General features: G+C 67.7%; 19 protein-coding genes. 13 read left to right on the top strand and 6 right to left on the bottom strand.

Going from position 1 to position 25,177, the window contains the following annotated elements; all coding sequences use genetic code 11:
- Positions 1–7 precede the first annotated feature (7 nt).
- From Q664_RS07775 to Q664_RS07735, 10 genes are all read left to right on the top strand, one after another.
- Entirely contained in the window at positions 8–1,147 is a 1,140-nt protein-coding gene (locus tag Q664_RS07775; RefSeq protein ID WP_043391619.1) for an acyl-CoA dehydrogenase family protein, read from the top strand.
- A gap of 106 nt (positions 1,148–1,253) precedes the next feature.
- Positions 1,254–1,943: a hypothetical protein gene (locus tag Q664_RS07770; RefSeq protein WP_043391616.1), complete on the top strand. Its 690-nt coding sequence runs from the start codon at positions 1,254–1,256 to the stop codon at positions 1,941–1,943.
- A gap of 32 nt (positions 1,944–1,975) precedes the next feature.
- On the top strand, positions 1,976–2,476 hold the full coding sequence (locus tag Q664_RS07765; protein ID WP_043391615.1) for an RNA polymerase sigma factor: 501 nt from the start codon (positions 1,976–1,978) through the stop codon (positions 2,474–2,476).
- Positions 2,473–3,201 (top strand): hypothetical protein, encoded by a 729-nt coding sequence (locus tag Q664_RS07760; RefSeq protein WP_043391612.1) that lies wholly within the window; start codon positions 2,473–2,475, stop codon positions 3,199–3,201. The genes Q664_RS07765 and Q664_RS07760 overlap by 4 nt, the downstream gene beginning before the upstream one ends.
- The gene (locus Q664_RS51725) at positions 3,198–4,766 is read left to right on the top strand and encodes a caspase family protein (protein WP_052517810.1); all 1,569 of its coding nucleotides are present in this window, start codon (positions 3,198–3,200) and stop codon (positions 4,764–4,766) included. The genes Q664_RS07760 and Q664_RS51725 overlap by 4 nt, the downstream gene beginning before the upstream one ends.
- Positions 4,767–4,837: 71 nt before the next feature.
- Positions 4,838–5,152: a helix-turn-helix domain-containing protein gene (locus tag Q664_RS62620; protein ID WP_326938678.1), complete on the top strand. Its 315-nt coding sequence runs from the start codon at positions 4,838–4,840 to the stop codon at positions 5,150–5,152.
- Between the two features lie 22 nt (positions 5,153–5,174).
- Positions 5,175–5,957, top strand: a complete 783-nt coding sequence (locus Q664_RS07750) for an IS630 family transposase (RefSeq protein WP_043391609.1) — start codon at positions 5,175–5,177, stop codon at positions 5,955–5,957.
- Between the two features lie 387 nt (positions 5,958–6,344).
- Positions 6,345–6,599 (top strand): hypothetical protein, encoded by a 255-nt coding sequence (locus tag Q664_RS57470; protein ID WP_152621972.1) that lies wholly within the window; start codon positions 6,345–6,347, stop codon positions 6,597–6,599.
- 173 nt (positions 6,600–6,772) lie between these two features.
- The gene (locus tag Q664_RS07740) at positions 6,773–7,522 is read left to right on the top strand and encodes a hypothetical protein (RefSeq protein ID WP_043391605.1); all 750 of its coding nucleotides are present in this window, start codon (positions 6,773–6,775) and stop codon (positions 7,520–7,522) included.
- A 269-nt stretch (positions 7,523–7,791) separates the two neighbouring features.
- The gene (locus Q664_RS07735) at positions 7,792–8,319 is read left to right on the top strand and encodes a hypothetical protein (RefSeq protein WP_043391603.1); all 528 of its coding nucleotides are present in this window, start codon (positions 7,792–7,794) and stop codon (positions 8,317–8,319) included.
- Positions 8,320–8,894: 575 nt separating this feature from the next.
- Here the strand turns inward: Q664_RS07735 and Q664_RS07730 are convergent.
- The 3 genes from Q664_RS07730 to Q664_RS07720 form a co-directional block, all read right to left on the bottom strand.
- Positions 8,895–14,618 carry an ATP-binding sensor histidine kinase gene (locus tag Q664_RS07730; RefSeq protein WP_052517809.1) on the bottom strand — a complete coding sequence of 1,908 codons (5,724 nt, stop codon included), beginning with the start codon at positions 14,616–14,618 and terminating at the stop codon, positions 8,895–8,897.
- 182 nt (positions 14,619–14,800) lie between these two features.
- The gene (locus Q664_RS07725; protein ID WP_043391601.1) at positions 14,801–15,088 is read right to left on the bottom strand and encodes a hypothetical protein; all 288 of its coding nucleotides are present in this window, start codon (positions 15,086–15,088) and stop codon (positions 14,801–14,803) included.
- Between the two features lie 63 nt (positions 15,089–15,151).
- The gene (locus Q664_RS07720) at positions 15,152–15,556 is read right to left on the bottom strand and encodes a hypothetical protein (RefSeq protein WP_052517808.1); all 405 of its coding nucleotides are present in this window, start codon (positions 15,554–15,556) and stop codon (positions 15,152–15,154) included.
- 73 nt (positions 15,557–15,629) lie between these two features.
- Here Q664_RS07720 and Q664_RS07715 point away from each other — a divergent pair, with 73 nt between their 5' ends.
- Both Q664_RS07715 and Q664_RS07710 read left to right on the top strand, forming a co-directional pair.
- Positions 15,630–16,277 (top strand): SAM-dependent methyltransferase, encoded by a 648-nt coding sequence (locus Q664_RS07715; protein ID WP_043391598.1) that lies wholly within the window; start codon positions 15,630–15,632, stop codon positions 16,275–16,277.
- Positions 16,278–16,327: 50 nt separating this feature from the next.
- Positions 16,328–16,534, top strand: a complete 207-nt coding sequence (locus Q664_RS07710) for a hypothetical protein (protein WP_043391596.1) — start codon at positions 16,328–16,330, stop codon at positions 16,532–16,534.
- A 6-nt stretch (positions 16,535–16,540) separates the two neighbouring features.
- Here the strand turns inward: Q664_RS07710 and Q664_RS07705 are convergent, their stop codons facing one another.
- The 3 genes from Q664_RS07705 to Q664_RS07695 are packed head-to-tail and all read right to left on the bottom strand — an operon-like array spanning position 16,541 to position 18,897.
- On the bottom strand, positions 16,541–17,233 hold the full coding sequence (locus Q664_RS07705; protein WP_043391593.1) for an SOS response-associated peptidase: 693 nt from the start codon (positions 17,231–17,233) through the stop codon (positions 16,541–16,543).
- 39 nt (positions 17,234–17,272) lie between these two features.
- Positions 17,273–18,169 carry a type VI immunity family protein gene (locus Q664_RS07700; protein WP_235216599.1) on the bottom strand — a complete coding sequence of 299 codons (897 nt, stop codon included), beginning with the start codon at positions 18,167–18,169 and terminating at the stop codon, positions 17,273–17,275.
- Positions 18,166–18,897 carry a hypothetical protein gene (locus Q664_RS07695; protein ID WP_152621971.1) on the bottom strand — a complete coding sequence of 244 codons (732 nt, stop codon included), beginning with the start codon at positions 18,895–18,897 and terminating at the stop codon, positions 18,166–18,168. The genes Q664_RS07700 and Q664_RS07695 overlap by 4 nt, the downstream gene beginning before the upstream one ends.
- Before the next feature lie 162 nt (positions 18,898–19,059).
- Between Q664_RS07695 and Q664_RS62085 the strand changes: the two genes are divergently transcribed.
- Positions 19,060–25,122 carry an alpha-2-macroglobulin family protein gene (locus Q664_RS62085; RefSeq protein WP_268811378.1) on the top strand — a complete coding sequence of 2,021 codons (6,063 nt, stop codon included), beginning with the start codon at positions 19,060–19,062 and terminating at the stop codon, positions 25,120–25,122.
- Positions 25,123–25,177: the final 55 nt, after the last annotated feature.

Genomic DNA, 25,177 nt, shown 5'->3' with positions numbered 1-25,177 from the left:
AGCGACCATGCTGAACCCGTTCACCGAGGAGCATGAGGCCTTCCGCAAGACGGTGCGTACGTTCGTGGAGAAGGAGCTGACGCCGCACGCGCTGGAGTGGGACCGGGCGGGCATCTTCCCCCGGGAGCTCTTCCAGAAGTGTGGCGAGCTGGGCTTCTTCGGCATCAACCACGATCCCCAGTACGGCGGCAGCGGGCTGGACTACTGGTACGTGACGGCCTTCACCGAGGAGCTGACGCGCAGCCGCAACGCGGGCGTGAACATGGCGCTGCTGGTGCAGAGCCAGATGGCCACGCCGATCATCAACGAGATCGGCACGGACGAGCAGAAGCGGGAGTTCCTCGCGCCGGCGTTGGCGGGCGAGAAGATCGCCGCGCTGGGCGTGAGCGAGCCGGGAGCGGGCTCGGACGTGGCGAACATGCAGACGACGGCGCGCGTGGACGGGGATGACTACGTCATCAACGGCTCGAAGATGTGGATTACCAACGGCACGCGGGCGGACTTCATCACGCTGGGCGTGCGCACGGGCGGGCCGGGGTACGGGGGAATCTCCCTGGTGACGTTCCCCACGGACGTGAAGGGCTTCACGGTGTCCAAGAAGCTCGACAAGGTGGGCAACCTGTCGTCGGACACGGCGATCCTCTACTTCGAGGACTGCCGGATTCCGCGCCGCTACGTGCTGGGCGAGGAGAACCAGGGCTTCTACCACATCATGACGAACTTCCAGGGCGAGCGCCTGGTGGGCGCCATCTCGGCGGTGGGCGGGATGGAGCGGATGATTGAAGACGCGCTCGAGTACGGGAAGGAGCGGCAGGCGTTCGGCAGGCCGTTGCTGGGCTTCCAGGTGTGGCGGCACAAGCTGGTGGAGCACATGGCGGCCATCGAGGCGGCCAAGCGGCTCACGTACCACGCGGTGGCGCTGTTCGACGCGAAGGAGAACCCGGTGCGGGAGGTCTCCATGGCGAAGCTGTTCGCGGGAGACCTGGCGCAGAAGGTGGCCTACGACGTCCAGCAGTTCTTCGGAGGCATGGGCTACATCGAGGAGACGCACATCGCGCGGGCCTGGCGGGACATCCGCCTCATCACCATCGGCGGCGGTACCTCCGAGGTGATGAAGGAGATCCTCTCGAAGATGTCCGGCTTCTGAGCTCATTTTTCCGTGCCGGAGAATAATGGCTCGCGTTCCCAAGGGATGGAACGGGCGGCGGACCCCTATCGGGTCCGCTCGGGTCCGTTCTGCTTTGGGAGACACCATGAAGCGCATGCTGCGTTCGCTGTTCGTCACCGGCCTCGCGGGCCTCGTCCTCTCCGCGTGTGGTACGCCCCTGGCCACGCCGGAGTACCCCGGGGAGCCGCTGCTCACCCTGAGCGGCACCGTGACCAGTGAGCGGACGGAGCCACTGCCGTCCCCGACGGTCGAGCTCGTCTGGCTCGTCCCCCGGGTGGGTGAGGATTTGATCGTCACGGATTCCGTGCCCGTGCAGGGCCAGTTCCCGAGCCACTTCACGCTCTCGCTCCATCGCCCTCCCGATGACAGCGCGATCGTTCAGACCGCGTATGGACGGATGGCCATCGCCTACATCGGGGTGTTCGACGAGGACGCGCGGCGCTTCCTCGGGGCCGCCGAGAACTACGTGCTGAGCTACCTCCCAGAGCCCGTCGAGGCGGGCAGTGAGATCTCGAAGTGGCTCGACAAGGGAGGGGGCGCGCGTGCCCTCTCCGCCGGCTACCACCTCATCCACGCCGAGCCCCCGTCGGAGGCGAAGTACCGCGCGTACCAGGAATGCCTGGCGAACGCGCCCACGCCCGCGGATCGGATGGCCTGCTGGGACCAGCACGACATGTTCGACACCTTGACCGTGGCCGGCGATGACCTGAACACGAGCATCAAGGTCCGCATCCCCAACGACCCGAGCAAGCTGCGCCTGCCGCAGTTCACCTGAGCGCTCGCGAGGCACGGAGGACCGGCCGGCACATGAGGAGCAACGGGGACATCGAGCAGCTCTACCGCGAGCACGGCCACCTGGTGCTGCGCCGGGCACGTCAGGTGCTTGGCGAGGAGCAGGAGGCGCGGGACGTGTTGCAGGAGCTGTTCACCTCGTTGCTGCACCGGCCCGGTCAGTTCCAGGGCCGCAGCCAGGCCATCACCTTTCTCTACTCGGCGACGACCCACCTGTGCCTCAACCGGCTGCGCAATAGGCGGACGCGGTTGAAGCTGGTGGAGGAGGCGATGGCGCCGCGCCAGTCCGAGGTCGAGCTGCCCCGGGCGGAGCGGCTCGCCGAGGCGCGGAGTCTCCTGTCCCGTCTGCCCGAGGAGCTGCGCGAGGTGGCCGTCTACTACTACTTCGATGAGATGACGCACGAGGAGATCGCCGGCGTGATGGGTTGCTCCCGGCGGCACGTAGGCAACCAGTTGGAGCGCGTCCGCGAGCAGGTGCTGCGCCTCGGTGGTGCGTCTGGGAAGGAGAGGTCATGAGCCGCCGCGAAGGGTGCCTGTCGGATCTCCAGTTGGACCTGTTGCTGGGACGTGCGCTCGCCGGCGGAGAAGAGGGCAGGGCGCGCGGGCACCTCGCCACCTGTGCCGACTGCTCCGCCCGGCATGACGAGCTCCACGCGGACCGGGAGGCCTTCCAGGCCGCGATGCCTCCGCTGGACCTGCGAGCCCCCGAGTCTCCGCGCCGTCTGGCGCCCCGGCGGGCCGCGTGGGTGGGCAGTGCGATGGCCCTGGCCGCCTCCGTGGTGTTGGTGGTCCTGGTGGGGAGGCCGTCGCGCGAGGGAATCGAGGTGGGCCAGACGAAGGGCTCGGGCTGGTCCGGGTTCTACGTGCGCCACCAGGACGTGGTGCGCGAGGGCGGGCCGGGTGAGGTCGTCCGGCCCGGGGATGCGCTCCAGTTCACGACGTCGCTGACCGCTCCCGGCTACGTGGCGGTGCTGAGCGTCGATGGTGCACGGCGCGCCAGCCTCTACTACCCGGCCGGGCCCATCGCCGCCTTGCAGCCCGCGGGCGAGGACGTGCCCCTGCCGCTGTCCACCCTGCTCGATGACACGCTGGGGTTGGAGACCATCTACGTGCTCGTCTGCCCGGCGCCGATTCCGCTGGAGCCCCTGGTCTCGGCACTGGAACGGGAGCCATCCCGGCCGCCCCCGGCCGAGGGCTGCGACGTGGACGTGGTAGCGATGGACAAGCAGGAGGGTCCATGAGGGCGGTCCCGTTGTTCCTGGCGCTCGCCGGGGTGTTGAGCGTGGCCAGTCCGGCCGGGGCGGAGGTGGTCCGCTTCGGGCTCGTGATGGGCAACAACCTCGGCGAGGCCGGCGAGGAGCCGCTGCGGTTCGCAGAGGACGATGCGCGCAAGGTGCGCGACGTGCTGGGAGAACTCGGTGGCTTCGCGCCCGAGAACCTCGTGATGCTGTCAGGCGAGGACGCGGCGACGGCGCGCCGGACGCTCATCTCGCTCAATGATCGCATCCGCTCGGTGGCGGGCAGGCCGGGGATGCAGGCCATGCTGCTCGTCTACTACTCGGGCCACGCGGACGCGCAGGCGCTCCACCTGGGGACGACACCGCTGGAGATCTCCGAGCTGGAGCAGCTCGTGCGAGGCTCGGCGGCGGCCTTCCGGGTGCTGGTGCTCGATGCGTGCCGCTCGGGTGCGCTCACCCGGGTGAAGGGAGGCACCAGCGCGCCGCCGTTCTTCCTCCGGTTGGATCAACAGCTGGCGGGGGAGGGCGTGGTCTTCCTCACCTCGAGCTCGGCGAGCGAGTCCGCCCAGGAGTCGGAGGCGTTGCGGGGCTCCTTCTTCACGCACTATCTCGTGTCCGGGCTGCTGGGGGCCGCGGACCAGAACGAGGATGGGCACGTGGCGCTGGAGGAGGCGTACCGGTTCTCCTACGAGAACACGCTTCGGGCCTCGAGCCGGACGTTGTCGGGCACGCAGCACCCGACGTTCCGCTACGAGTTGAAGGGGCAGGGGGACGTCATCCTGACGGACCTGGGCCGGCGGGCCGAGCGGCGGGGGAGCCTCGCGTTTCCCGAGGGGCGCACGTACCTGCTGTTCACCGACACCTCGGCGGGCTCGGTGGTGGCCGAGGTGGGGGCGCACGATCGGGTCCGCCGCATCAACGTGCGTGCGGGCCGTTATTTCGTGCGGGGCCGGGGCGCGGACTTCCTGCTCGAGGGCACGGTGGCCGTGACGCCCTCGGCGGTGACGGTGGTGGAGGACGGGAAGTTGGAGCGCTTCGACTACGCGCGGCTGGTGCGCAAGGGACAGGCGGAGGCGCGGGCCGTGCACGCGGTCCAGGTGGGTTACCAGGTGCACACGGCGCTATGGCAGGGAGCGTCCAACTGCCAGGGTCCCTGGGCCGCGTGGGCCATCGAGCTGGAGCATCTGAGCCTGGTGCCGCGGGTGGGCGTGTGCCGGGGCGGCTTCCGCAACGAGAACTTGAGCGCGCGCATGGACGAGCTCGGCGCCGAGCTGGGGGTGGTGCACGCGTGGGATCTGCCCCGGGTGACGGTGAGCGTGGGGGCCTCGGCGGGGGCGGCGGTGCTCCACCAATCCTTCGTGACGATGGGGAAGGCTCCGGACCGGACGGCCATGGCGGGGACGCTCGCGGTGAGCGCCGGGGCCACGTACGACCTTCCCTTCGGCTTCGCCTTCCTGCTGGAGCTGGCCGGGCAGACGTTTCTCTTCCCGGAGCTGACGTCCGAGGGTAGCCGTTCCGCCGCGGCGCTCACCGTGCGAGGCAGCCTGGGACTCGCCCGGCACTGGTAGCGGCCCAAGTCCTAGTGGAGTGTCCGCGAAGTTTTTGGACATAGTCGCGGAGGGATGGATAACTCCGGTGGATGAGGAGACGTCCTCCGCGACTCATCCATCTCTCGCCCGAAGAAGTGACGTACCTTGAGGGGCTGGTGCGAGACGGACGTACCGAACAACGCATCGCCCGGCGGGCACGCATTCTACTGGGTATGGCTGACCCGGCGACAATCGTCTCGGAGTTGGCCGACCGACTCGGCCAGGATCGCAGGACCATCTGGGCGCTATGTCGTCGCTTCGAAGCTCTCGGCGTGGATGTAGTGAAGGACTCCTACCGCCCAGGGCGACCGCGGGCGCTTTCCCCCCCTCCAGCGGGTCGAAGTGGAGCGACTGGCCTGCAGTGAGCCGGCTGGAGTCGGGCTGCACATGACCCACTGGTCCACGCGCAGCCTGGCGCGTGCTGCTCGCCTGCGGGGCATCGCCCCCGCCATTTCACACTCCACCGTGGCCGTCATCCTTCGCGATGCAGACCTGCAACCGCATCGCTCCCGGTACTGGAAGACACCGACTCCTGACGACGCCTTTCGCCATCAGGCGACGCAGATTCTCTGGTGTTACGAGCAGGCCCAGAGACTGGCCGCACGAGGTGAGGTGGTGTTGTGCCTGGACGAGAAGCCCAACATCCAGGTGCTGGAGCGTAACCAGCCCACGCGCCTGATGAGGCCTGGGCGCATCGAGAACCAGGAGTTCGAGTACACGCGGCACGGCACGGTGAACTTCCTGGCGAAGTTGGTGGTGCATACCGGCCGGATGCGGGGCTGGTGCCTGGAGCGCAACGACGGCGCCTGCCTGCGAGCAGTGCTCCCCCAACTGCTTGGGGACCACCGTGACGCGCACCGCATCCACCTCATCTGGGATGGAGGCTCCAGCCACGTCGCCCAGGAGACGCTCGACTTCCTGCGTAGACGCTACCCTCATGTCCGGGTGCTCTTCACGCCGGCGCACGCCTCCTGGCTCAACCAGGCCGAATTGCTGCTGCGCGCCTTCGCAGCGCACTACCTACAGCGGGGAAGCTGGGCCAGCCGTGATGAACTCATCGAGCACCTCAACGCCAGCTGGCCCGAATACAACCGTCTCTATGCCCACCCCTTCACCTGGTCGTGGACCCGCTCCAAGATGCACGAGTGGGTGGAGCGCCGCCGCTTGTGACTATGTCCAAAAACTTCGCGGACACTCCACTAGTCCCTGAAAGATGCCCTTGGCAGTAGCCCAGTGCTGCTCCCCGGCCTTCTCGCCTGCTCCGCTGGGTAGTGTATCCCCTACCTGTCCTTGAAAGTGGTGGTCCTCAAGCCCCCTCAGCACGTCGTCCGCCGGACGGGTACTCTGATGGGGCATGGCGCCTCCTTGAATGGGGAGCATCCGACCTCGGACGACGCGCCCCGGGAAGGAGTTGACTGCCGGGTGCGCGACACTTCCCTCATTCCACAGCGTCTTCCGCACCATCCCCCGCTGTCTCTCCGGTTTCAGCGCCGAGGGAATGTCTGTGCTGCACTGCCATGGCCCTCCTCCTGAGTAGAGGCCACGAGGGGAGCTGCAATGCGCAAGATCAAGAGGACGATGGGCAAGGTCAAGCTACAGAGGTCGACTCGGAAGAACGCGTCGGCCAGGAAGAACGCGTCGGCCAGGAAGAACAACAAGCCCCGGCACTGGGGCGGGCGGAGCACGGCGGCTGAGCATGTGCTCGCGCTCTTGTTGTCCTTCCTGGCCATGACGTCGTTTACGGTGAACGGCGGTGGCGGATGCGCCATTCACCACGAGGCGTCAGCGGCTCCGAACGGGAGCGGCCGTTAATCCACCCGAAATTCACATTCCAACACTCGGTACCCTGGAGCTCCAAGGTGCCGTACTTCCTCACGAATTTTCGGGCGGAAGGAGTGGATGTCCGAGTCGAGCGCGTTGGTTGCTCCATCTACTGTGAAGGGAGGCTCAATATGCCTAAGCACAAGGAACGGAGGAGGGATCCAATGGAGCTGAACATCTACATGCTCCCTGCGAGTGACGCGAAGAATGCCCGATTGCGCGAGTTCGTGCGTTCGACGCTCGGCAAGCGCGCCACACCCGGAACCCTGGAGCAGCTCCAGGCGCAGGCTGGATGGGAGAACGATCACATCACGCTCAAGCTGGTGGCGATCACCTATCAGCACCTCAAGAAATACAAGGAGAGCGAGAGGCTCCTGCGCAGGCTCTTCCTCATTGCACGGCATGGAACGGACCGCTGCGCTGCCCTCGCCAACCTGGCTGTTGGCTACTTCAGGCAAAACCAGTATGAACTCTCCTTCCTCCTGGCCGTCCGTGCCATGCGGTTCGACCCCACGGTCGTCAGTCCCTGGCTGATTGCGGCAGCTGCCGTGGGACGTCTCGGGGATTACGAGCAGCTCGCGCGGTTCTGCATCATCTTCGAACAGGCCTTCAACGATCTCGCGAAACATCCAGCGGTGGTGTGGGCTCTCCTTGGAGATCCAGACTTGGAAGAATTCGTGTGCTCCGAGGCTTTTGTCAGCAGGCTCGAGGACAAGCTGCTCGAAGCGCAGGAAGCGCTCGAAGCTTCAGGCGTGGCGCACGGGCCTGAGATGGCTCTTTCGGAGCAGCTCCTGCCACTGGATTTCGATTTTGAACTGTGCACCCAAGAGCAGCTTCAAAAAGCCTCGAGATCAGTGGACCTGCCCCTGGTCGGCGAGCACCTCAAGAACATCAAGAAGGCGTCCTTAAACTGAACCAGTTGCTGCACGACACCAAGCGGAGGTGGTCATGAATCACATTCCGAATACCTAGTCCGAGTCTGCGCTCATCCTGAGCAGTTCGGCGTGAACCTGATCCTTTTCCCGGGACTTCTCGATGGCTGCTGGGTTGAGTTTGCCATAGGAGTCATCAGGAGTTTCCCGGGGATGCTCGGCGTGAGTTCCTCCTCCTGGTCTTCAATCGCTTCATCTCTAGGGCATGCGTCATGAATGGTGCTCCAGATACGAGCCGGTGGCACGAATTCTTGGAAATCTTCAACGCCAGTGGTGCGGAGCGCAGCATCAAAGGCATCATGCGCTTGTGGCGCATGGACGAGGACTTCCTCGCAGATGTTCGCCTCGTGCTCTATGAGCAATGGATGGTCGACCCTCTGCGTGTGAGGTGCTTTCGCACCTGGGCGAAGACCGTCGCCAAACATTTCGCGGGAGGGCGTGCGGGTAACCGCATGCGTCATGCAAGCTGGGTGGAGCGGATCACCCCGCTTCTCCTCGAAGAAGCCAGAGTCGAAGAGCTCGCCAACACCGAGCGCCAGCTTCGCAAGATTCTCGACGAGCAGTTGTTGTGTCTCATGAAGAGGTACACCGACTGTCTCACTCCTCAGGAGAACGCCGCCCTGCGTGAATTTCAGCGCCGGTTGGAAGCCGCGGAGCGTGGAGAAGTGCTCCCGAGGTGGCACCCGAATATGCACAGGGCATTCTGCCGTGCACGGAAACGTCTCCTCGAACTGCTGACTGCGGTTGATGATACCGACGACGAAAAGGAGCCAGTCTGACCCGGAGCGAGCGATCTGAATTCATGGTCGCTCGCCGCGACACGACGAAAGACGCCAACCCTCCGCTCTTCGCTGGGTGTCAGCCAAGCTTGGTCCCCGCGCCCGGAAACTGTGTAGTGCTGCCAGGAGTCAAGAAGAGCCTGTTCTACACCCGCTTCCTCAGGGAGTCCTCGCGGATTCCACCGCAGCCCGGGGAATGCAACGCTGGTTCGCCACACCATTTCAGTTGAGGGTAGGCGCCGGGATGCCGTCAGCGCATCCGAGATGGGGGCTGGGCATGATGCATCAGCGCATCGTCCGTGTTGCGAGAGGCCGGCGGCGATCATGGCCATGTCTTTGAGCATGTGGCACTTTTCCCCAGGTAGATCGAGTGCCGGGCCGGCGGATGTGATGCGATTGAGCACGCCCTATTCCTTTCGCCGGAACTCAATCCCGAGGAAGGCTGCAACAGCTAGGTGACGGCCGACATGCGCAATGCACTCCCTGATTCAGTCGAAGAGCTTCACCGTCAGGTTCGCTCGGCCTTCATCCGGCTTGCGCAGCAGTAATTATCGGCTCAAAGTATAACTGTAATGCTAATGACTCGGGGCGGAAGCCATGTCCTGGGATTCCCGGTGCTCCGTTCCGGTGGTGGGCGGCCCGGCGCAGGGCAGCTCCACCGTCAGGGTGGTGCCTTTTCCCGGATGGCTGTCCGCCCTCACCGTGCCTCCGAGCGCGGAGACGATCTCCCGCACGATGTGGAGCCCCAGCCCGAGTCCCCCGTAGTTCTCCACCGAGACCGCCCGCTCGAACCGCTCGAACACATGCGGCAGGCGGTCGGGTTCGATGCCGATGCCCTGGTCGCTGACCTGGAGCCGCGCCACGTCTCCCTCCTGGGAGAGCGTGATGTCGATGGGCTTGCCGGCACCGAACTTGAGGGCATTGGACAGCAGGTTGGTGGCCACCTGTTCCAGCCGGATGCGATCCCACCGGCCCACCACGCCCCCGTGAAAATGCAGGGACAGGGGGCAGTTCGCCCGGGAGATCGTCTCCCCCATGCGCTCGATGACGTCCTGCACCACGTCCGCCAGCGCCACCTGCTCCAGACGCAGGTGGATGCGTCCGGACTGGATGCGCGTGACGTCGAGCAGCTCCTCGATCAACTTCGCCAGCTTGCGCGTCTGGGCCTCGGCGCTCCGGATGCCCCGGGTCAGGGGTTCCGGCAGCTCGGAGCCGCAGCGCCGCAGGAGCCCCTGCACGGAGAGGCGCAGCGCGGTGATGGGGGTGTAGAGCTCATGCGCGGCGACGGACAGGAAGTTGTCGCGCAGTTGGATGGAGTCCTGGGACTCGCCGTACAGCCGGGCGTTGTCGATGCAGACGGCGGCCCGGCGTGCCAGCTCTTCAGCCAGGTGCAGCTCCGCCTCCGTGTACCTGCGTCCCGGCGCCGCCGAGGCGAACATGATGGCGCCGAGCGTCTTTCCGCGGGCGATGAGCGGAACGATGATGCCCGTCCGGACCGCGACGGCGTGGAGCAGCTCGAAGAAGTGCTCCTCGCGAGCGGGGTTGTTCCTTCGCAGCCGCGCGTCGTCGAGCTCCGAGAAGAGCACGGACTGCCCCGTCCTCAGCACGCGGACGAGCGGCTCGGGCGTCATCCAGTTGTGGGGATATTCCCGGTTGAGCTCGCGCAGGATGACTTCCTTCGCGGGGTCCACGTGCGCCATCGTCACCGGACGGATCCTCCCGTCCTTCTCGATGACATCCACCACGCACCAGTCGGCCAGGTAGGGCACCACCGAGCGGGCCACCTTGGTCAGCGTCGTCTCGAAGTCCAGGGACTCCGACAACGTCAGGCTCCACTCGGCGATGAAGCGGACGGCCTGCTCCGCCCGTCTGCGCTCCTCGACCTCGATGCGCAGCCGTTCGAACAACTGGCTGTTCTCCAGCGAGATGGCGATCTGCGAGGACAGGAGCCGCAGCACGCGGACCCGCTCCGGGGTGAAGGCCCGGGTGGCGAGGTTGTTCTCCAGGTAGAGCACGCCAATCGTCTTCGGGGGCCGTTGGATGGGCACGGCCAGGGCCGACTTGAGGGCGTGCCGGGCCACATAGGGATCGGAGACGAACGCGCCCTGCCGGGCGGCATGGGCCAGGACGAGGGATTCGCCCGTGTGGCAGGCGTACTCGATGAGCGTGATGGGGACCTGATCCGACTCCTTCAAGGGGGTGCGTCCCAGCGCGACGGGTTCGGAGACCGCGCCCAGGGCTCGCACCATCAAGGTGTCCTTCTCCCCGAGGACGAGCGCTCCGCGTTGAGCTCCCGCCGCCTCCAGGCACACCGCCATGAGCTTGTCGAGCAGGCGGTCCAACACCACCTCGCTCACCAGGCTGTCCGCGGCCTTCAGGATGCTGAGCATGTCGAGGCTCGCGCCCCCCACGGTGCCACCCGCCGCGGGGCGCTCCGGGGTCTTCCAGGCCACCGGCTCGGTGGACTCCAGGTCCGGGAACTCCTCCTGCAGGGCGGACACCTTGGCCTGCGCGCCCCAGCGGGCATAGCCCTCGATGGCTGCCCTCAAATAGACGTGGGCGAGCCGTTTTCCGCCGGCCGTCCGGAAGTAGCGGCCCGCCAACTCCTGGGCCAGGGCCTCGTCCTGGACGAACCCCTCCCGATGGGCTCCCTCGATGGCGCTGTCGTAGAGCCGCAGGGCCTCCACGTGCCGTCCCTCGATACGCGCGACCTCGGCGTTGATCAGCTCGTACTTGTGGCGGAAGTTCTCCGGGCAGTTCTCCGCCCAGAGGCCGAGCTGGTGCTGGTGGGCGGCGATCCCCGCGAGCAGGTGGGCCCGCTCCTCGGACGTGGCCGTGGTGCAGGACGCCGCCAGGACCAGCGAGGTGTAGACATTGTGCTCGGCGACGAAGAACCAGCCCGGCATGGTGTCGAGGCTCGTCGCCGCCTCCCGGGACATCTCCCGGGCGTCCTCGAGGTCGCCCAGCAGATAGGACACCTGGAGGCGCAGGATCCTGTACAGGGTGATCGTCGCGCCGATGCGCTGGTTCGAGGCGAGGAAGTCCGCCTCGTCGAACGCGTCATCCTCGAAGCGGGCCCGCTCTCGTGTCTGGTCCTGCAGGCACCGGAGGGCCTGGCGAAGACAGCGCAGTGAGTCGACCAGCCGATGGACACTGCTCTTGTCGAGGAAGGTGAGGCCGCTCTCGAGCTCGGAGAGCACGAGGGAGAACGCCGTCCCCATCGAGAACAACGTGTGCACCTGCACCGGGATGGTGAAGCCGGCGAACTGGAGATCGCCGCTCGCCAGCCCGGCGGTGATGGCCTCACGGTAGAGGGGCAGGGCCGTCCGGAGGGGGGCCCTCCAATGATTCACGCTCACCGCGAACGTGAGGATCGTCCTGCTCCGCTGCCGTGGATCGTCATACCGCAGGCAGAGATCCACTCCCAGGCGGCCGAAGGCATGGCCGGACTCGTAGTCGCCCAGGAGCGCTCCCAGGCGCATGCCATGGATGACATACGAGGTGGAGGAGTAGACCGTGTTGCCATGTTTCAAGGTGAGGTTGACGACGCGGAGGTTGATGAAGGCGAACAGGAGGGGATCGAAGAAGAAGGTGACCGTGCTGATTTCCGAGAGGATCCGCACACAGGCCAGCTGCTCCGGCTCCTTCATCTGGGGGGCTTCCAGGAGCTCCTCGAACGAGCGGCCGCGCAGATTCTCCTTCACCGCCGCCAGCTCGGCCGCGAAGGCCCGGGGGAGGTCCGGCTTCTCCGGCAGCTCCACGCCGAACAACCGCAGCCCTTCCTTTCCAGACTGGAGTGCCTCCTGGTGGTCCCGCTTCACCAGGCAGGTGAGCAGCCGGAGGATGTAGAGCTCCGCCTTCTCGAAGCGGGACCTGGCCTGGCCCAGTGCGGAGGTGAGGAGCTTCCCGGCGAGCTCCGGATCGCCCGTGAGGTAGGCGCACTCCGCGGCCTCGCGATGAAGACGAAAGGTCAGCTCATGGTTCGACCGCCAGGTGCCCGGTGGAAGGAAGCCGAGACCACGGGTCAGGTAGCCCAGCGCGGACCGGAACGCCGAGGCGGCCTTGGCCTTGCGGCCGGCCTGGAGGTTGAGCCGGGCCAGCTCCAGCCGCTCCGTCTCTTCCGTCACCAGCTCCGCGCCCAGCTCGAGCTGGTCGGCCACCTCGAAGATCCGCGCGTCGAGCTCGTGTTCGCGGGTGCTCCGCAGCAGGCGTCCCGCCTCGAGGTGGATCCGCTTCTTCTGGCCCTCCTCGAGCAGGGAGTACGCGGCCTGTTGGATGCGGTCGTGCGCGAAACGGTAGAGGCCGGGGCGTTCCAGGACGAGCAGCCCCTCCTGGAGGGTGCTCCAGAGGGCCGTGGCCGTCTCGTCCACGGACATGCCCATCAACGTGGCGAGCAACTGGAGATCCACCCGGTTGCCCAGGCAGGCCGCGACCTTCAGGAGGCGCTGGGTGCGCTCGGGGAGCCGGCGGATGGTCGTGATCATCAACTCGACCACGTTCTCGGTCATCTCCACCTGCTCCATCCGGGCGAGGTCCCATTGCCACGTGCCGCGCTCGACGTCGAAGCGCAGCAGGCCGGACTGGTGGAGGTAGCGCAGGAAGCGGGTGACGAAGAGGGGATTGCCCGCGGTCTTCCGCTGCACGAGCCCGGCCAGCGGCTGGACCTGCCCGGGCCCGCGGCGCAGGGTGTCGCAGCAGAGGGCCGTGAGCGCGTCGAGGTCCAGCGGAGACAGCTCGAGAATCGTGAGGGCCGCGCCTCTTTCGCGGATGGCCGCGAGCGTGCGGGCGACGGGCTGTTGTGGCCCGGTGGCCTCGGGCCGGCAGGCGCCCACGAGCAGCACGTGCTGGGACTCCGGGTCCCGGGCCAGGCACTGGAAGAGCGAGAGCGAGGCGGGATCGGCCCACTGCAGGTCATCCAGGAAGAGCACGAGGGGCGCCTGGGGTGAGGCCATGGCCCGGATGAACGCCTGGAAGGTCAGATGGAAGCGGTTCTCGGCCTCGGCCGGCTCGAGCTCCGCCACGGGCGGCTGGGGGCCGAGGAGCTGCTCCAACTGCGGGAGGACCTCGAGGATGACGCCGCCCTGGCTCCCCAGGGCTTCCAGCAGCCGGTGCCGCCACGAGTTGCGCAGCTGGGCCGGCTCGTTCATCAGCTCGCGCACCAGCCCCTGGAAGGCGTTCACCAGGGGCGCGTAGGGCACGTTGCGCCGGAGCTGGTCGCACTTGCCGGAGAGGAACCAGCCCGCGCGCCCGAGGCGCTGGCTCAGCGTGTGGACGAGCGACGATTTACCGATGCCCGGCCCCCCCACGACCACCACGCACTCACTGGGACCGCGTTGGACCCGCTCCAGGGTGGCTCCGAGCTCCGCCAGCTCCCGCTCCCGTCCGTAGAGCCGTTCCGGGAGGGGGAGCTGGCGGGACAGATCCATCCGGCCGAGCTCCAGGGGTTTGAGTCTTCTCGAGGCCCGCTTCCGTCTGCTCAGCTCCTGGAGATCGGCCAGGAGGGACTCCGCGCTCTGGTAGCGCTCCTCGGGCATCTTCGCGAGCAGCTTCAGCACCAGCTCCGAGAGCGCCTCCGGAATCCTGGAGTTGGCGTGGACCGGAGGAAGGGGAGGCCTCGCCAGATGGGCGTGCACGAGCTCCATGGGATCCGGCGAGGTGAACGGCGGCTGACCCGTGAGCATCTCGTAGAACGTGGCGCCCAGGGAGTAGAGGTCCGAGCGGTGATCCACGAGGCGGTCCATCCGCCCCGTCTGCTCCGGCGAGATATAGGGCAGCGTCAGCTCGAGCTCTCCGAGGAGGCGCGCCGCATCGGCGAGCCCGGCGGCCTTCGTGGCGATGTCGAAGTCGATCAGCGTCACGCGGAGCTCCTGCCCGGCGAGGATGATGTTGGAGGGGTTGAGATCCCGGTGGATGACGTGGCGCTGATGGAGCTCCGCGAGGATCTTCACCAGCTGGAGGGCCAGCTCGAGGAAGGTGTCGGGCTCGGCCGGGTGGCGCTTCAGCCATTCCCGTAGATCCCGGGGCCCGGCGTCCTCGAGCACGAGCGTGACGCTCTCGGCCACCTCCTTCAGGGCCAGTGGCCTCACCACACCTGTCACGCTCCCATCCGCCAACTCCCGCAGCAGCGCGAACTCGTGGTGGAGCATCGCCGCGCTGGTGGGGGCGAGGGAGCCCCGCCGGGCCTGCTTGAGGATCAGGGAGACGCCCTCTCCCGTCCATACCCGGGACACGACGTACCGGCGCCCGCGGTGGATCTCCTGCGAGCCCTGGCCTCCCTCGTTGGTCGGATGCAGCGCCATTCGGTCCCCCGCGAGCGGGAGTGGCCTGGCGCTCGCGCTGTCCCGTTCAGCGGCGCGAGGATTCAGCCAGTTGGCCGCGTCTGGGCTCCCGCTCTTTGCTGAACATTTGGTTGGAGGACCGGGACGGGAAGTGTTCCCGCCCGCTCGCCGCACACGGGACGGAGCGCTCGGGTGCGCGTCCGTCACTTCTTCTTGAAGAGGGCCTCGGCGGCGGACAGCAGCGCGTCCTTGTTCTCCCGGGCGTGCAGGCCGCCCTCGCCAACCTGGAAGAACTCACAGAAGTTGGCTTCGTCCTTGTCCGAGGGCACCTCGGCGAAGGGCTCCTTGCACTGCTTGGCCACCGTCTCGTCGAAGTGGCGGCAGTTGCGGCACGAGTGCACCTCCTCGCCGCAATGGGGGCAGGTGTCCCTCCGCCCCACCTGGTTGCCCACGATGTCGAGTTTGCCTCCGCAGTGCGCGCAGCCCGGCATGCCCTTCCTCCCGGTCAGGGGTGGAGGAGTCCATACCAGCGTGCTCCTCGCGCCGCGAGTCCTCTAGGAGCGCGAGGCCCGGACGGTGGCTCCCAGGGGGGCCGGCTCGGCGGCTCGCGCCTGCTCCAGCTCCTGGCTCGCCTCCTCCAGCTCGCCATCCAGGCGGCGCATCAGGCTCAGCAGCCAGGCGCAGGTCCCCGCCGCCACGGTGAGCATGATGCCCAGCGCCTGGCCGCGCTGCCACAGGTGCGCCCGCTCCAGCACCGCCCGGCGCCTGGCGAACGTCTCCAGCTGCTGGGTGGCCAGGGCGTCGTTGAAACTCTGGGCGAACTCGCTCGCCTGGGCCTTGCTCCGCTCCATCAGCCAGTCCGCCTCCGAGCGCAGCTGCTCCGCGCGGTACCAGCACCCCGCCGCGCAGGCCGCTGTCAGCAGGGAGACGCACACCGCCGTCGTCACGCTGAGTCGCATCGCCCCTCCGGTCCGCCATTTCACGGGTTCCACGACCCCCGCCGCTGCTCCGGCTTCCCGAAGACAGTAGCCGATGGTAGGGACCCCATCCGCCATGGGCAAGCCCTACCGTCCGAAAGACCACTATTTCAAGAAAGCCAAGCAAGAAGGGCTGAGGGCCCGTTCCGCCTTCAAGGTGGATGAGATCCTCAAGCGCTACCCCTTCTTGAAGAAGGGCGCCACGGTGCTCGACCTGGGGGCCGCGCCGGGCGGCTTCCTGCAGATATTGGCGGACGCGGTGGGGCCCAACGGCCGGGTGATTGGGGTGGACATCGTCGCCATCCGGCCCTTCTCGCAGCCGTACGTGAAGACGGCGGTGCTGGACGTGCTGGCCGACGACTTCGACGCGAAGCTGAGCGCGCTGTACGAGGGGCCCTACGACGCGGTCATCTCGGACATGGCGCCCAAGACGAGCGGCATCCGCACCACGGACGAGGCGCGCAGTCTGCGGCTGGCGCGCAAGGCGCTGGAGCTGTCCCTCACCCGGGGCCGTCCGGGCTCGGCCTTCGTGGCCAAGCTCTTCATGGGGGGCGAGTTCGAGGAGTTCCGCGACGAGGTGCGCGCCGGCTTCGAGGAGGTGAAGCTGGTGCGCCCCGAGGCCACCCGGGGTGCCAGCATGGAGGTGTATGTGGTGGGCCTGCGCCGGAAGGCTCCGTCCGCCCCGGCCCCCGTGGCGCCGTGACGGGGCTCGTCCTACACTGACGCCTGGTACGCACTCCGGGAGCCAGGCCCATGTCCGACCCAAAGCCCACACGTGGCAATGCCTCGCGCAAGGCGCTCAACGCGCTCGGGGGTGACGACGAGTTCAGCGTCTTCTCGGTGGAGCCGGAGGCGCAGCGGCCCCCCGTGGCGCTGGAGCAGGACACGCAGGGGCGGCCCGAGGACACGGCCGTGTCGTTCTCGGTGGTGCGCTTCTTCCGGAAGATCTTCGGCGACTAGAGGGCGTCAGACGAGGAGCGTGGATTGGCTGGCCACTCGCTCCACGCAGGCGGCCACGTCGTTCGTGGGTGAGTTCACCACGCGCGCCACCTCCCAGGCCTCGAGGGGCTCGTCCTCGTTGGGGACGAGCAGGGGCTGGAGGACCGAGGCCTCCTGGGGCTCCGGACGCAGCCACAACTCCTGGGCCGCATGCGGGAGGATGACGGGCATGCGGTCATGGATGGGGGCCATGAGGTGGTTGGGGCCGGTGGTGATGACGGAGCAGGTGCGGAGGATTTCGCCGGTGTCGGGGGCGGTCCATTCCTCCCAGAGGCCGGCGAAGGCCATGGGGCGGCCGTCCTTGCGGCGGAAGAAGTAGGGCGTCTTGGGCTTCGTGTTCTGCTTCCACTCGAACCAGCCGTCCACGAGCACGAGGCAACGGCGGCGCTTGAGGGCGGAGCGGAAGCTGGGCTTCTCGGCCACGGTCTCGCCGCGGGCGTTGATGAGCTTGCTGCCGATGGAGGCTTCCTTGGCCCAGGAGGGGATGAGGCCCCAGCGGTAGGCGTCCAGCATGCGCTCGCCGTCGTTGATGACGACGGGCATGAGCTGGGTGGGGGCGAGGTTGTAACGGGGGCGCTCGATGGCGGTACGGACGCCGGTGAGGGCGAACTCACGGGCGATCGCCAGGGCGGGGGTCTGGATGGTGACGCGGCCACACATGGGCCGCAGTATGCCCCGGGAGGGAAGGGCCGGCGAGCCTCAGTCCAGGAAGCGGCGCTCCCACCGTCGTAGGGCTTCCTGGGAGAAGCTGTCCAGTTGGAGCCAGGGCTCCAGGACGTGTGCCAGCTCACGATAGGCGGGCAGGGTGTTTCCCTGCTCGGTGTCTCCCGCCTCCGGCCATTCTCCCAGCGTCACCACGGCCCGTTCTTCGTCGAGTGCTTGCACGGTGGTTCCAGGAGAACGCAGGCGGGTGCGCAGGCTCTCGGTGCCTCCCAACTCTCGCAGTACGGGCGGGCCCAGGAAGTTGAGCCAATGCACTCCGTTCACCCGCGTGCCGATCTCCAGGGACGTGAAGAGCACCCCCGGAATGTCCAGACCGGGGTGGCGGAAGGAGAGGTCGCGGATGGCATCGAGGACGCCGAGGAAGCTCTCCGGGAAATTGAAGCAGAGCCCGGCGTGGCCGGAGTTGAAGGGCAGCTCCGCCGCCAACTCCAGCGCCAACGCCCTGACACGGTCCGGTCCGTGTTCCTCCAGGTACTCCGTGGGGAGCATGAAGGACACCGTGCTCGCCGCATCTGCATTGCTCACCTCGAGCAAATGGCTTTGGTAGAGGAATTCATACCCCGTGGTGGCATTGGGGAGTTCTCGCAGCCAGATGGAGGTGGCGGGTTCTTCGAGCATCTCCCGCTGGATGTATGCCCATCCCTTGTCATCGAGCTCATCCCAATCACCGCTATACGGGTCGGCGTACCACCCGAGAGATTGCGGCCCAACCGCGCGGCGGTAGACCTGCAGGGCGCGCATGACCTCCCGCAGGATCTCTTGATGGGAGCGCTTCATGTGGAAGGTGATGCTCACGCTCTCCCGGATGAGCAGGAAGTGTCTTGTTCCAACGATCTTGTCGATACGTATGCGCGGGTAGTGAGCACCCATCATTTGATTCCTGATGGAGTGGAGAAGGACACATCCTTTTTCTTCAGGCGAAGTGCTTCCTGGTACATATCTCCCTGATTTTTCGGATGATGGGGTTGGCCGCTGGTGTATTTCCCCCAAGAAGGATCGTTTTCACGAGGGCACGGGAACTTGAGATCGTAGACGCGTTGGGCCTGATTCGGATTTCCTGGTGCATGAATGACGATATCGGGAACCAGTGCTCCCCAGAGCATGCTCTTGAGTCCGATCTGCAGCCATTCCTTCACCTGCTTGGGATCGACCCACCTCCACAGTCCCGTGTTGGGAGCCTTCTGGTAGGTCGGCGTCACACTGACATGTTTCGCGAAGTCTTCCGCGACGGCTGCCCGTATACAGTCGAGTGCCAGTTCGTGCTTCCTGGTGCCGAGTTCCATGGCTCGCGTCACCTCCCGATTCCCTTCCCGGCGGACTACCTTCTTGCACTGCTCACGAGTGGGGTCCTGCCCCCGAAGCTCCGGGTCTTCCTTGTTGACCTTCTCATCTGCTTCCAGGGCGCACCGGGTCAGAATGCTCTCGATGATTGTGACATCCGCGTCCTCCAGCATCGCCGAGACGGTCGAGGCGGTACGGGCCGCGCGCTCGGTGTGTGACAGCCAGGGAATGATGGCTTCCTCTCCTGGCGGGGGCTTGTAGCAGGCGGGATTGCGCAGGCAGCCATTCGTCGCTGAATCCGTCTGGCCCAGGGCTTCCATCGGGAAGCCTCCCGCCAGCAGCACGAGCGCGAACGTCCCCGGCAAGCCAGTCACGGGTGACGGTTGCCTCTGCCTTCGGTGGGATGGGCTGGTAGGTCGGGTGGACATGGTGGAGGCAGCTTCCCCAAGAAGCTCGACAACGTCCAGCGCAGGATCTACGCCATGGCCATGTCTCTCCTCCCGAGCCCCCGGACGCTTGCAGCCCTCCTGACGCTCCTCGCCCTGGTTCTCTCCGTCCCGGCCGCCCAGGGGCAGCAACCCGTGCCGTCATGGAAGGACATCGACGCGCTGGTGGAGGACCAGAAGCTCGAGGCCGCCATCCAGGGCACCGAGGCGCGGCTGGCCCAGGCCCGCGCACAGGCCAACGAGGACGAGTGGACGCGGGCGCTCGTCCGCATCGAGCAACTCCGCACGGCGCTACACGGCGAGGAGACGGCGGTACGTTTTCTCCGGGAGCAGCCGTGGCCGGAGGGCCTGCTGCCGCGCACGGCGCTCCATCTGTATTACGCCGCATCGCTCATCCACTACGCGGGGCGTTACGGCTGGGAGATACGCCAGCGCGAGCAGGTGGTTTCCGGTGGGCCGGTGGACCTGAAGCGGTGGACGGCCGAGCAGATCTACACCGAGGCCCGGCGTGCGCTCGCGGAGGTGTGGGGGACGCGGGAGCGGTTGGGCTCGCGAAAGGTCGGGGAGCTCGCGGGCTATCTGGCGCCGAACACCTATCCCCCCGGCATCCGCGACACGCTGCGTGATGCGGTGACGTACCTCTGGGTGGAGATGCTGTCGGATGAGGCCCAGTGGCGGCCGGAGCAGTCCCGCGAGGTGCACCGCCTGGACCTGGGAGAACTGCTGGAGGGCACGCCGCGGGTCGACCTGGTGGACCCGGCGGTGCATCCGCTGCGCAAGCTGGCCGCCGTGTTGGGTGACCTGGAGGCCTGGCACCGGGCCTCGGGCAGGCGCGAGGCGGCACTGGAGGCGCATCTGCGGCGCGGCGAGCGTCTCCTCGAGGCCTTCCAGGAAGAGTCGGACAAGGCCCTCATCCGCCGGCACGTGGCCGGGGTGCTCGAGGGCTACCGGGACGCGCCGTGGTGGGCGATGGGACAGGGCTGGTTGGCGGAGCAGGAGGAGTGGGCGGAGCGGCCGGTGAGGGCGCGTGCGATCGCGAAGGCCTGCGCGGCGGCCTTCCCGGAGAGTCTCGGGGGGCGGCGGTGCGCGCGGCTGGTGGCGCGACTGGAGGCCCCGGACTTCTCGGTATCCAGCATGCGTTACGACGGTGCCGGCAAGCGGTCCATCGAGGTGACGCACCGGAACCTGCCGCGGCTGTACTTCCGTGCCTACGCGTACGACCTGGAGCCGCGGCTCGAGCGGGGCGACCTGCACGACGAGCTGTTGATGGAGGACGCGGACAGCGAAGAGGCGCTGCTCCGCCTCACGGCGAGGGAGCGGCCCGTGGCGGCCTGGAGTGCGTCGCTACCGGGGACACCGGACCTGCGCTCGCACCGGACGTTCGTGGTGCCGCCGCTGACGGAGCCGGGCAGCTATCTCCTCGTCGCCTCGGCGCGCGAGGACTTCCGGAAGGAGGGCAACGCCCTGGTGGCGACCTTGATGACGGTGACTCCCTGGGTCTTCGTCAGCCGGTATGACCCGGCGGGACGCATCGAGGTGCGGGTGGTGGAGGGCGAGTCGGGCCGGCCCTCGCCCGGTGTGGAGGTGCGCCTCTTCCAGGCGGGAGATGGGCGGAACCAGCTGCTGCGGAGCCTGAAGACGGACGCGCGGGGCGAGGGGGTGTTCCCGGAGCTGCCGGAGCGGACGGTGCATCGCCTCTCCGTCGCGGTGGGCCGGGGCCGGCAGGTGTTGTTGGATCAGACGCCACGCTATGTCTTCGGACGCGAGCCGGAGAAGGATCGGACGCGGGCTCTCGTCTTCACGGATCGCGGCGTGTACCGGCCGCTCCAGCAGGTGCTGTGGAAGGTGGTGGCCTTCCGGGGGAGTGCGGCGCAGGCGCGCTACCGGACCCTGCCGGAGCAGCGGCTGACCGTGTCGCTGGAGGACGTGAATGGCCAGCTCGTCGAGAAGCGGGAGGTGGGGACCAACGGCTTCGGCTCGGTGGCCGGAGGGTTCACCGTGCCGGCGGGGCGGTTGCTCGGCGGATGGCGGGTGAGGGCGGTGGTGGGCGAAGAGACCGTGGGCTCCGCAGACGTTCGAGTGGAGGAGTACAAGCGGCCCACCTTCGAGGTGACGATGAAGGACCCGGACGTGGCGCTGCGCCTCAATCGTCCAGCCATCTTCCGGGGGGAGGCACGCTATTTCTTCGGGCTGCCGGTGACGAACGGCTCCGTGCGCTGGCGCGTCCACCGCGAGCCGCTCCTGCCGTGGTGGTGGAGCCGCTGGGGAGGGCTCTCGCTGCATTCGCGGGTGGTGGCCAGCGGTACCTCCGCCCTGGAGGGGGACGGGAACTTCCAGCTCTCCTTCACCCCGGAGGCGGACGAGCGGGCCCTCGCGTCGCGGGAGGTCTCCTGGCGCTACCGGGTGGAGGCGGACGTGACGGACGAGGGCGGGGAGACGCGCTCGGCCAGCAGGGCCTTCCGGCTCGGCCTGGTGGCGGTGGAGGGGCGTGTGGAGACGGACGAGGGCTTCTTCCGTGAGGGAGTGCCCGCGGAGGTCCGCCTGGTTCGCGCCAACCTCGATGGGGTGCCGTTGCCCGGAGCGGGCCGGTGGAGGCTGGTGACGCTGAAGCAGCCCTCGCGGCCGCTGATGCCGGACGAACTGCCCCCGCCGCGCTTCCCGGAGCAGCGGGTGGACGCGGACGCCTGGGTCACCACCCCGGGGGACCTCTCGCGGCCCCGATGGCTGAAGAGCGAGTGGGAGGAGGAGAAGGAGGGGCCGCTTCGTGGCTGGGCGGATGGCGAGGAGCTGTCACGAGGCGAGGTGACGCATGACGCGCGGGGGCTCGCACGGGTGGAGCTGCCCAGGCTGAGGCCCGGTGCCTATCGCGTGCATTACGAGACGGAGGATGCCTTCGGGGAGCGCTTCACCATCTCGAGAGAGGTGCTGGTCGCGGGCGAGCGGGCACCCATTCCATTGCCGGCGCTGCTGCGGCTCGAGCGCACCACGGTGAAGGTGGGCGAGACAGCGCGCGTGCTGGCCTTCTCCGGGTTCGAGGACCAGCCGCTGTTCCTGGACCTCTACCAGGGAGAGCGGTTCATCCAGCGGCACCTGTTGATGGGGCGGAAGGACCCGGCGGTGTTGGAGCTGCCCGTCACCGAGTCGCTGCGGGGCGGTTTCACCGTGTCGCTGGTGGCGGTGAGGGACTACCAGGTGCTGCGGTTCGAGCAGCCGGTGTTCGTGCCCTTCGATGACAAGGAGCTGCGGGTGGAGTTCGAGACCTTCCGTGACCGCGTGCGACCGGGCGCGAAGGAGACATGGCGGGTGACGGTGAAGGGCCCGGCCGGAGCGAAGGTGGAGGCGGGGGCGGCCGAGCTGCTCGCGTACATGTACGATCGGTCGCTGGACCTCTTCGCGCCGCACGCGCCCCAGACCGCGGCGGAGTACTACCCGCAGCGCACGGAGGCGGTGGAGCTTCGGGCCAGTCCGAGTCAGGGCTCGAGCTGGTGGCTCACCAGCGGGGATTGGGTGCACGAGCCGAGGTGGGTGCCTCCCCGGGAGGATGAACTCGTGTTCGTGGAGGGGAACGGTGTGGGAGGACCGAGCCGGCGCGGCCTTTCGTTGATCCCCATGGTGAAGGGGTTCGCGCTCATGAGAGGCAAGAGCTCCGCCATGTCCGAGGCCTCGCGGAAGGAGGCGCGCTACGTCGTCGATGGGCTCTCCGCGAACGATGAGGCCTTTGGCATCAACCGCGCGCCGTCCCTGGACGAGACGACGTCGCGCGCCCCTGGCCCCGTGGCTCCTTCGGACGCGGTGCGTGCCCGGTTCGAGGAGACAGCCTTCTGGGTGCCGCAGCTGCTCACGGGGGAAGACGGCTCGGCGGTGCTGGAGTTCACCGTGCCGGACTCGGTGACGGCGTGGAACGTCTGGGTGCACGCGCTGACGAGGGACTTGAAGGGGGGCTCGCTGCAACGCCAGACCCGGAGCGTGAAGGAGCTGATGGTGCGTCCGTACGTGCCGCGCTTCCTGCGCGAGGGGGACCGCGCGGTGTTGGAGGTGGCGGTGAACAACGCGGGCGAGGCGGCGCTGGAGGGCTCGCTCGTGCTGGACATCGTGGACCCGGAGACGGATGCGAGCCTGCTGTCGCGCTTCGGCGTGGAGGTGGCGAGCCAGCCCTTCCGGGTGGAGGCGGGGAAGGGGACGACGGTGCGCTTTCCGCTGAAGGCGCCGGCGGAGCTGGGAGCGGTGGCCTTCCGGGTCACGGCGCGGGCCGGTGACTTCAGTGATGGGGAGCTGCGGCCGCTGCCGGTGCTGCCCGGCCGCATGCACCTGACGCAGTCTCGCTTCGTGACGTTGCGAGGCCGGGATCGCGAGGTGATGGAGTTCGCGGATCTGCGGCGTGGGGATGATCCGAGCCTGCTCAACGAGCAGCTCGCCGTCACGGTGGACGCGCAGCCCTTCCACGCGGTGCTGGGGGCGCTGCCGTACCTGGTGGACTACCCGTACGAGTGCACGGAGCAGACGCTCAACCGCTTCGTGTCCACGGGCATCGTCTCCAGCCTGTATGGCCGCTACCCCGAGGTGGCGAAGCTGGCGAAGTCGATGAGCACACGCACCACGCGCTTCGACACGTGGGACGCGGTGGACCCCAACCGGAAGATGGCGCTGGAGGAGTCTCCCTGGTTGGAGGAGGCCCGGGGCGGGAGCAGTGGGGAGCTCGGGTTGGCGAAGGTGTTGGATCCGGAGGTGGCGAAGGCCGAACGGGAAGCGGCGCTGACGAAGCTGCGTCAGGCGCAGTTGTCGAGCGGAGCCTTCCCCTGGTGGCCGGGAGGGCCGCCGTCGCCGTACATGACGCTCTACATCCTGCACGGGCTCGCACGCGCGGCCGAGCACGGCGTGAAGCTGGACCCGAGCATGACGAGGCCGGCGTGGGCGTATCTCGCGAAACACTTCCGCTCGGACTACGCGGAGAAGCTGCGGAAGGCGGGCTGCTGCTGGGAGTTCCTCACGCTGCTCGAGTACGTGGCGTCGAGCTTCCCGGACGCGAGCTACATGGGAGACGCGCTCAGCGCGGAGGAGCGGGCGCGCATCCGCGACTTCGGCTTCCAGCATTGGAAGGAGCACTCGCCGTACCTGAAGGGCTACCTGGCGTTGGCGCTGAAGCGGGCGGGGAGGGAGCGGGACGCGCGGCGGGTCTTCGAGAGCGTGATGGACTCGGCGAAGACGAGCGAGGAGCTGGGGACGTACTGGGCGCCGGAGGAGCGGAGCTGGCTCTGGTACAACGACACGACGGAGACGCAAGCCTTCGCGTTGCGCACGCTGCTGGAGCTGAACCCGAGGGACGAGCGGCGGCACGGGCTGGCGCAGTGGTTGCTGTTGGACCGGAAGCTGGGCCACTGGAAGTCCACGAGGGCCACGGCGGAGGCGGTGTACGCGCTGGTGAATTACCTGGAGGGAGAGGGGACGCTGGGTGCGCGCGAGGATGCGAAGGTGACGGTGGGAGGCCGGACGGTGGCACTCGCGTTCGCGCCGGAGGTGTACACGGGGAAGGGGAGCCGGGTGGTGGTGCCGGGGCCGGAAGTGAAGCCGGAGACGAGCGGCACGGTGGTGGTGGAGAAGGAGGGGAAGGGAATGGCGTTCGCCTCGGCGACCTGGCACTTCTCGACGGAGCGGTTGCCGGAGGAGGAGCGGGGGGACTTCTTCCACGTGTCGCGCCGTTACTTCCTCCGGGAGCAGACGGGGACGGAAGCGGTGTTGCGGCCCCTGGAGGAGGGGACGAGGCTGGTGTCCGGGGACGAGGTGGAGGTGCACCTGTCGCTGAGGACGAAGCACGCGGCGGAGTACGTGCACCTGAGGGACCCGCGGGCGGCGGGGATGGAGCCGGCGAGCACGCAGTCACGGCACCGGTACGACCTGGGAATCGTCTGGTACGAGGAGCCGAGGGACTCGGGGACGAACTTCTTCTTCGAGTGGCTGCCGGCGGGCGAGTACACGTTCCGTTACCGGCTGAGGGCGAACATGGCTGGCACGTTCCGTGTGGGTCCCGCGACGGTCCAATCCATGTACGCGCCCGAGTTCACGGCGTACTCGAAGGGAGCGGTGCTCGAGGTGGGCAGATAACCAGCCCCCCAAGGTTCCACTCACGCATCCACCCCTCTCCCTCTGGGAGAGGGAC

It is taken from the genome of Archangium violaceum Cb vi76 (assembly GCF_000733295.1).
GTDB lineage: Bacteria > Myxococcota > Myxococcia > Myxococcales > Myxococcaceae > Archangium > Archangium violaceum.
The sequence above is the reverse complement of the archived record's forward strand: the minus strand, read 5'-3'. Positions and strand labels throughout refer to the sequence as shown.

Coding starts and splice junctions, on each gene's coding strand:
- Q664_RS07730 (WP_052517809.1), bottom strand. CDS start 14,618: ATGGCGCTGCATCCGACCAACGAGGGAGGCCAGGGCTCGCAGGAGATC.
- Q664_RS07765 (WP_043391615.1), top strand. CDS start 1,976: ATGAGGAGCAACGGGGACATCGAGCAGCTCTACCGCGAGCACGGCCAC.
- Q664_RS57470 (WP_152621972.1), top strand. CDS start 6,345: ATGCGCAAGATCAAGAGGACGATGGGCAAGGTCAAGCTACAGAGGTCG.
- Q664_RS07750 (WP_043391609.1), top strand. CDS start 5,175: ATGACCCACTGGTCCACGCGCAGCCTGGCGCGTGCTGCTCGCCTGCGG.
- Q664_RS07710 (WP_043391596.1), top strand. CDS start 16,328: ATGTCCGACCCAAAGCCCACACGTGGCAATGCCTCGCGCAAGGCGCTC.
- Q664_RS07720 (WP_052517808.1), bottom strand. CDS start 15,556: ATGCGACTCAGCGTGACGACGGCGGTGTGCGTCTCCCTGCTGACAGCG.
- Q664_RS07705 (WP_043391593.1), bottom strand. CDS start 17,233: ATGTGTGGCCGCGTCACCATCCAGACCCCCGCCCTGGCGATCGCCCGT.
- Q664_RS07700 (WP_235216599.1), bottom strand. CDS start 18,169: ATGATGGGTGCTCACTACCCGCGCATACGTATCGACAAGATCGTTGGA.
- Q664_RS07715 (WP_043391598.1), top strand. CDS start 15,630: ATGGTAGGGACCCCATCCGCCATGGGCAAGCCCTACCGTCCGAAAGAC.
- Q664_RS62620 (WP_326938678.1), top strand. CDS start 4,838: ATGAGGAGACGTCCTCCGCGACTCATCCATCTCTCGCCCGAAGAAGTG.
- Q664_RS51725 (WP_052517810.1), top strand. CDS start 3,198: ATGAGGGCGGTCCCGTTGTTCCTGGCGCTCGCCGGGGTGTTGAGCGTG.
- Q664_RS07740 (WP_043391605.1), top strand. CDS start 6,773: ATGGAGCTGAACATCTACATGCTCCCTGCGAGTGACGCGAAGAATGCC.
- Q664_RS07775 (WP_043391619.1), top strand. CDS start 8: ATGCTGAACCCGTTCACCGAGGAGCATGAGGCCTTCCGCAAGACGGTG.
- Q664_RS07725 (WP_043391601.1), bottom strand. CDS start 15,088: ATGCCGGGCTGCGCGCACTGCGGAGGCAAACTCGACATCGTGGGCAAC.
- Q664_RS07770 (WP_043391616.1), top strand. CDS start 1,254: ATGAAGCGCATGCTGCGTTCGCTGTTCGTCACCGGCCTCGCGGGCCTC.
- Q664_RS07760 (WP_043391612.1), top strand. CDS start 2,473: ATGAGCCGCCGCGAAGGGTGCCTGTCGGATCTCCAGTTGGACCTGTTG.
- Q664_RS07695 (WP_152621971.1), bottom strand. CDS start 18,897: ATGGAAGCCCTGGGCCAGACGGATTCAGCGACGAATGGCTGCCTGCGC.
- Q664_RS62085 (WP_268811378.1), top strand. CDS start 19,060: ATGGCCATGTCTCTCCTCCCGAGCCCCCGGACGCTTGCAGCCCTCCTG.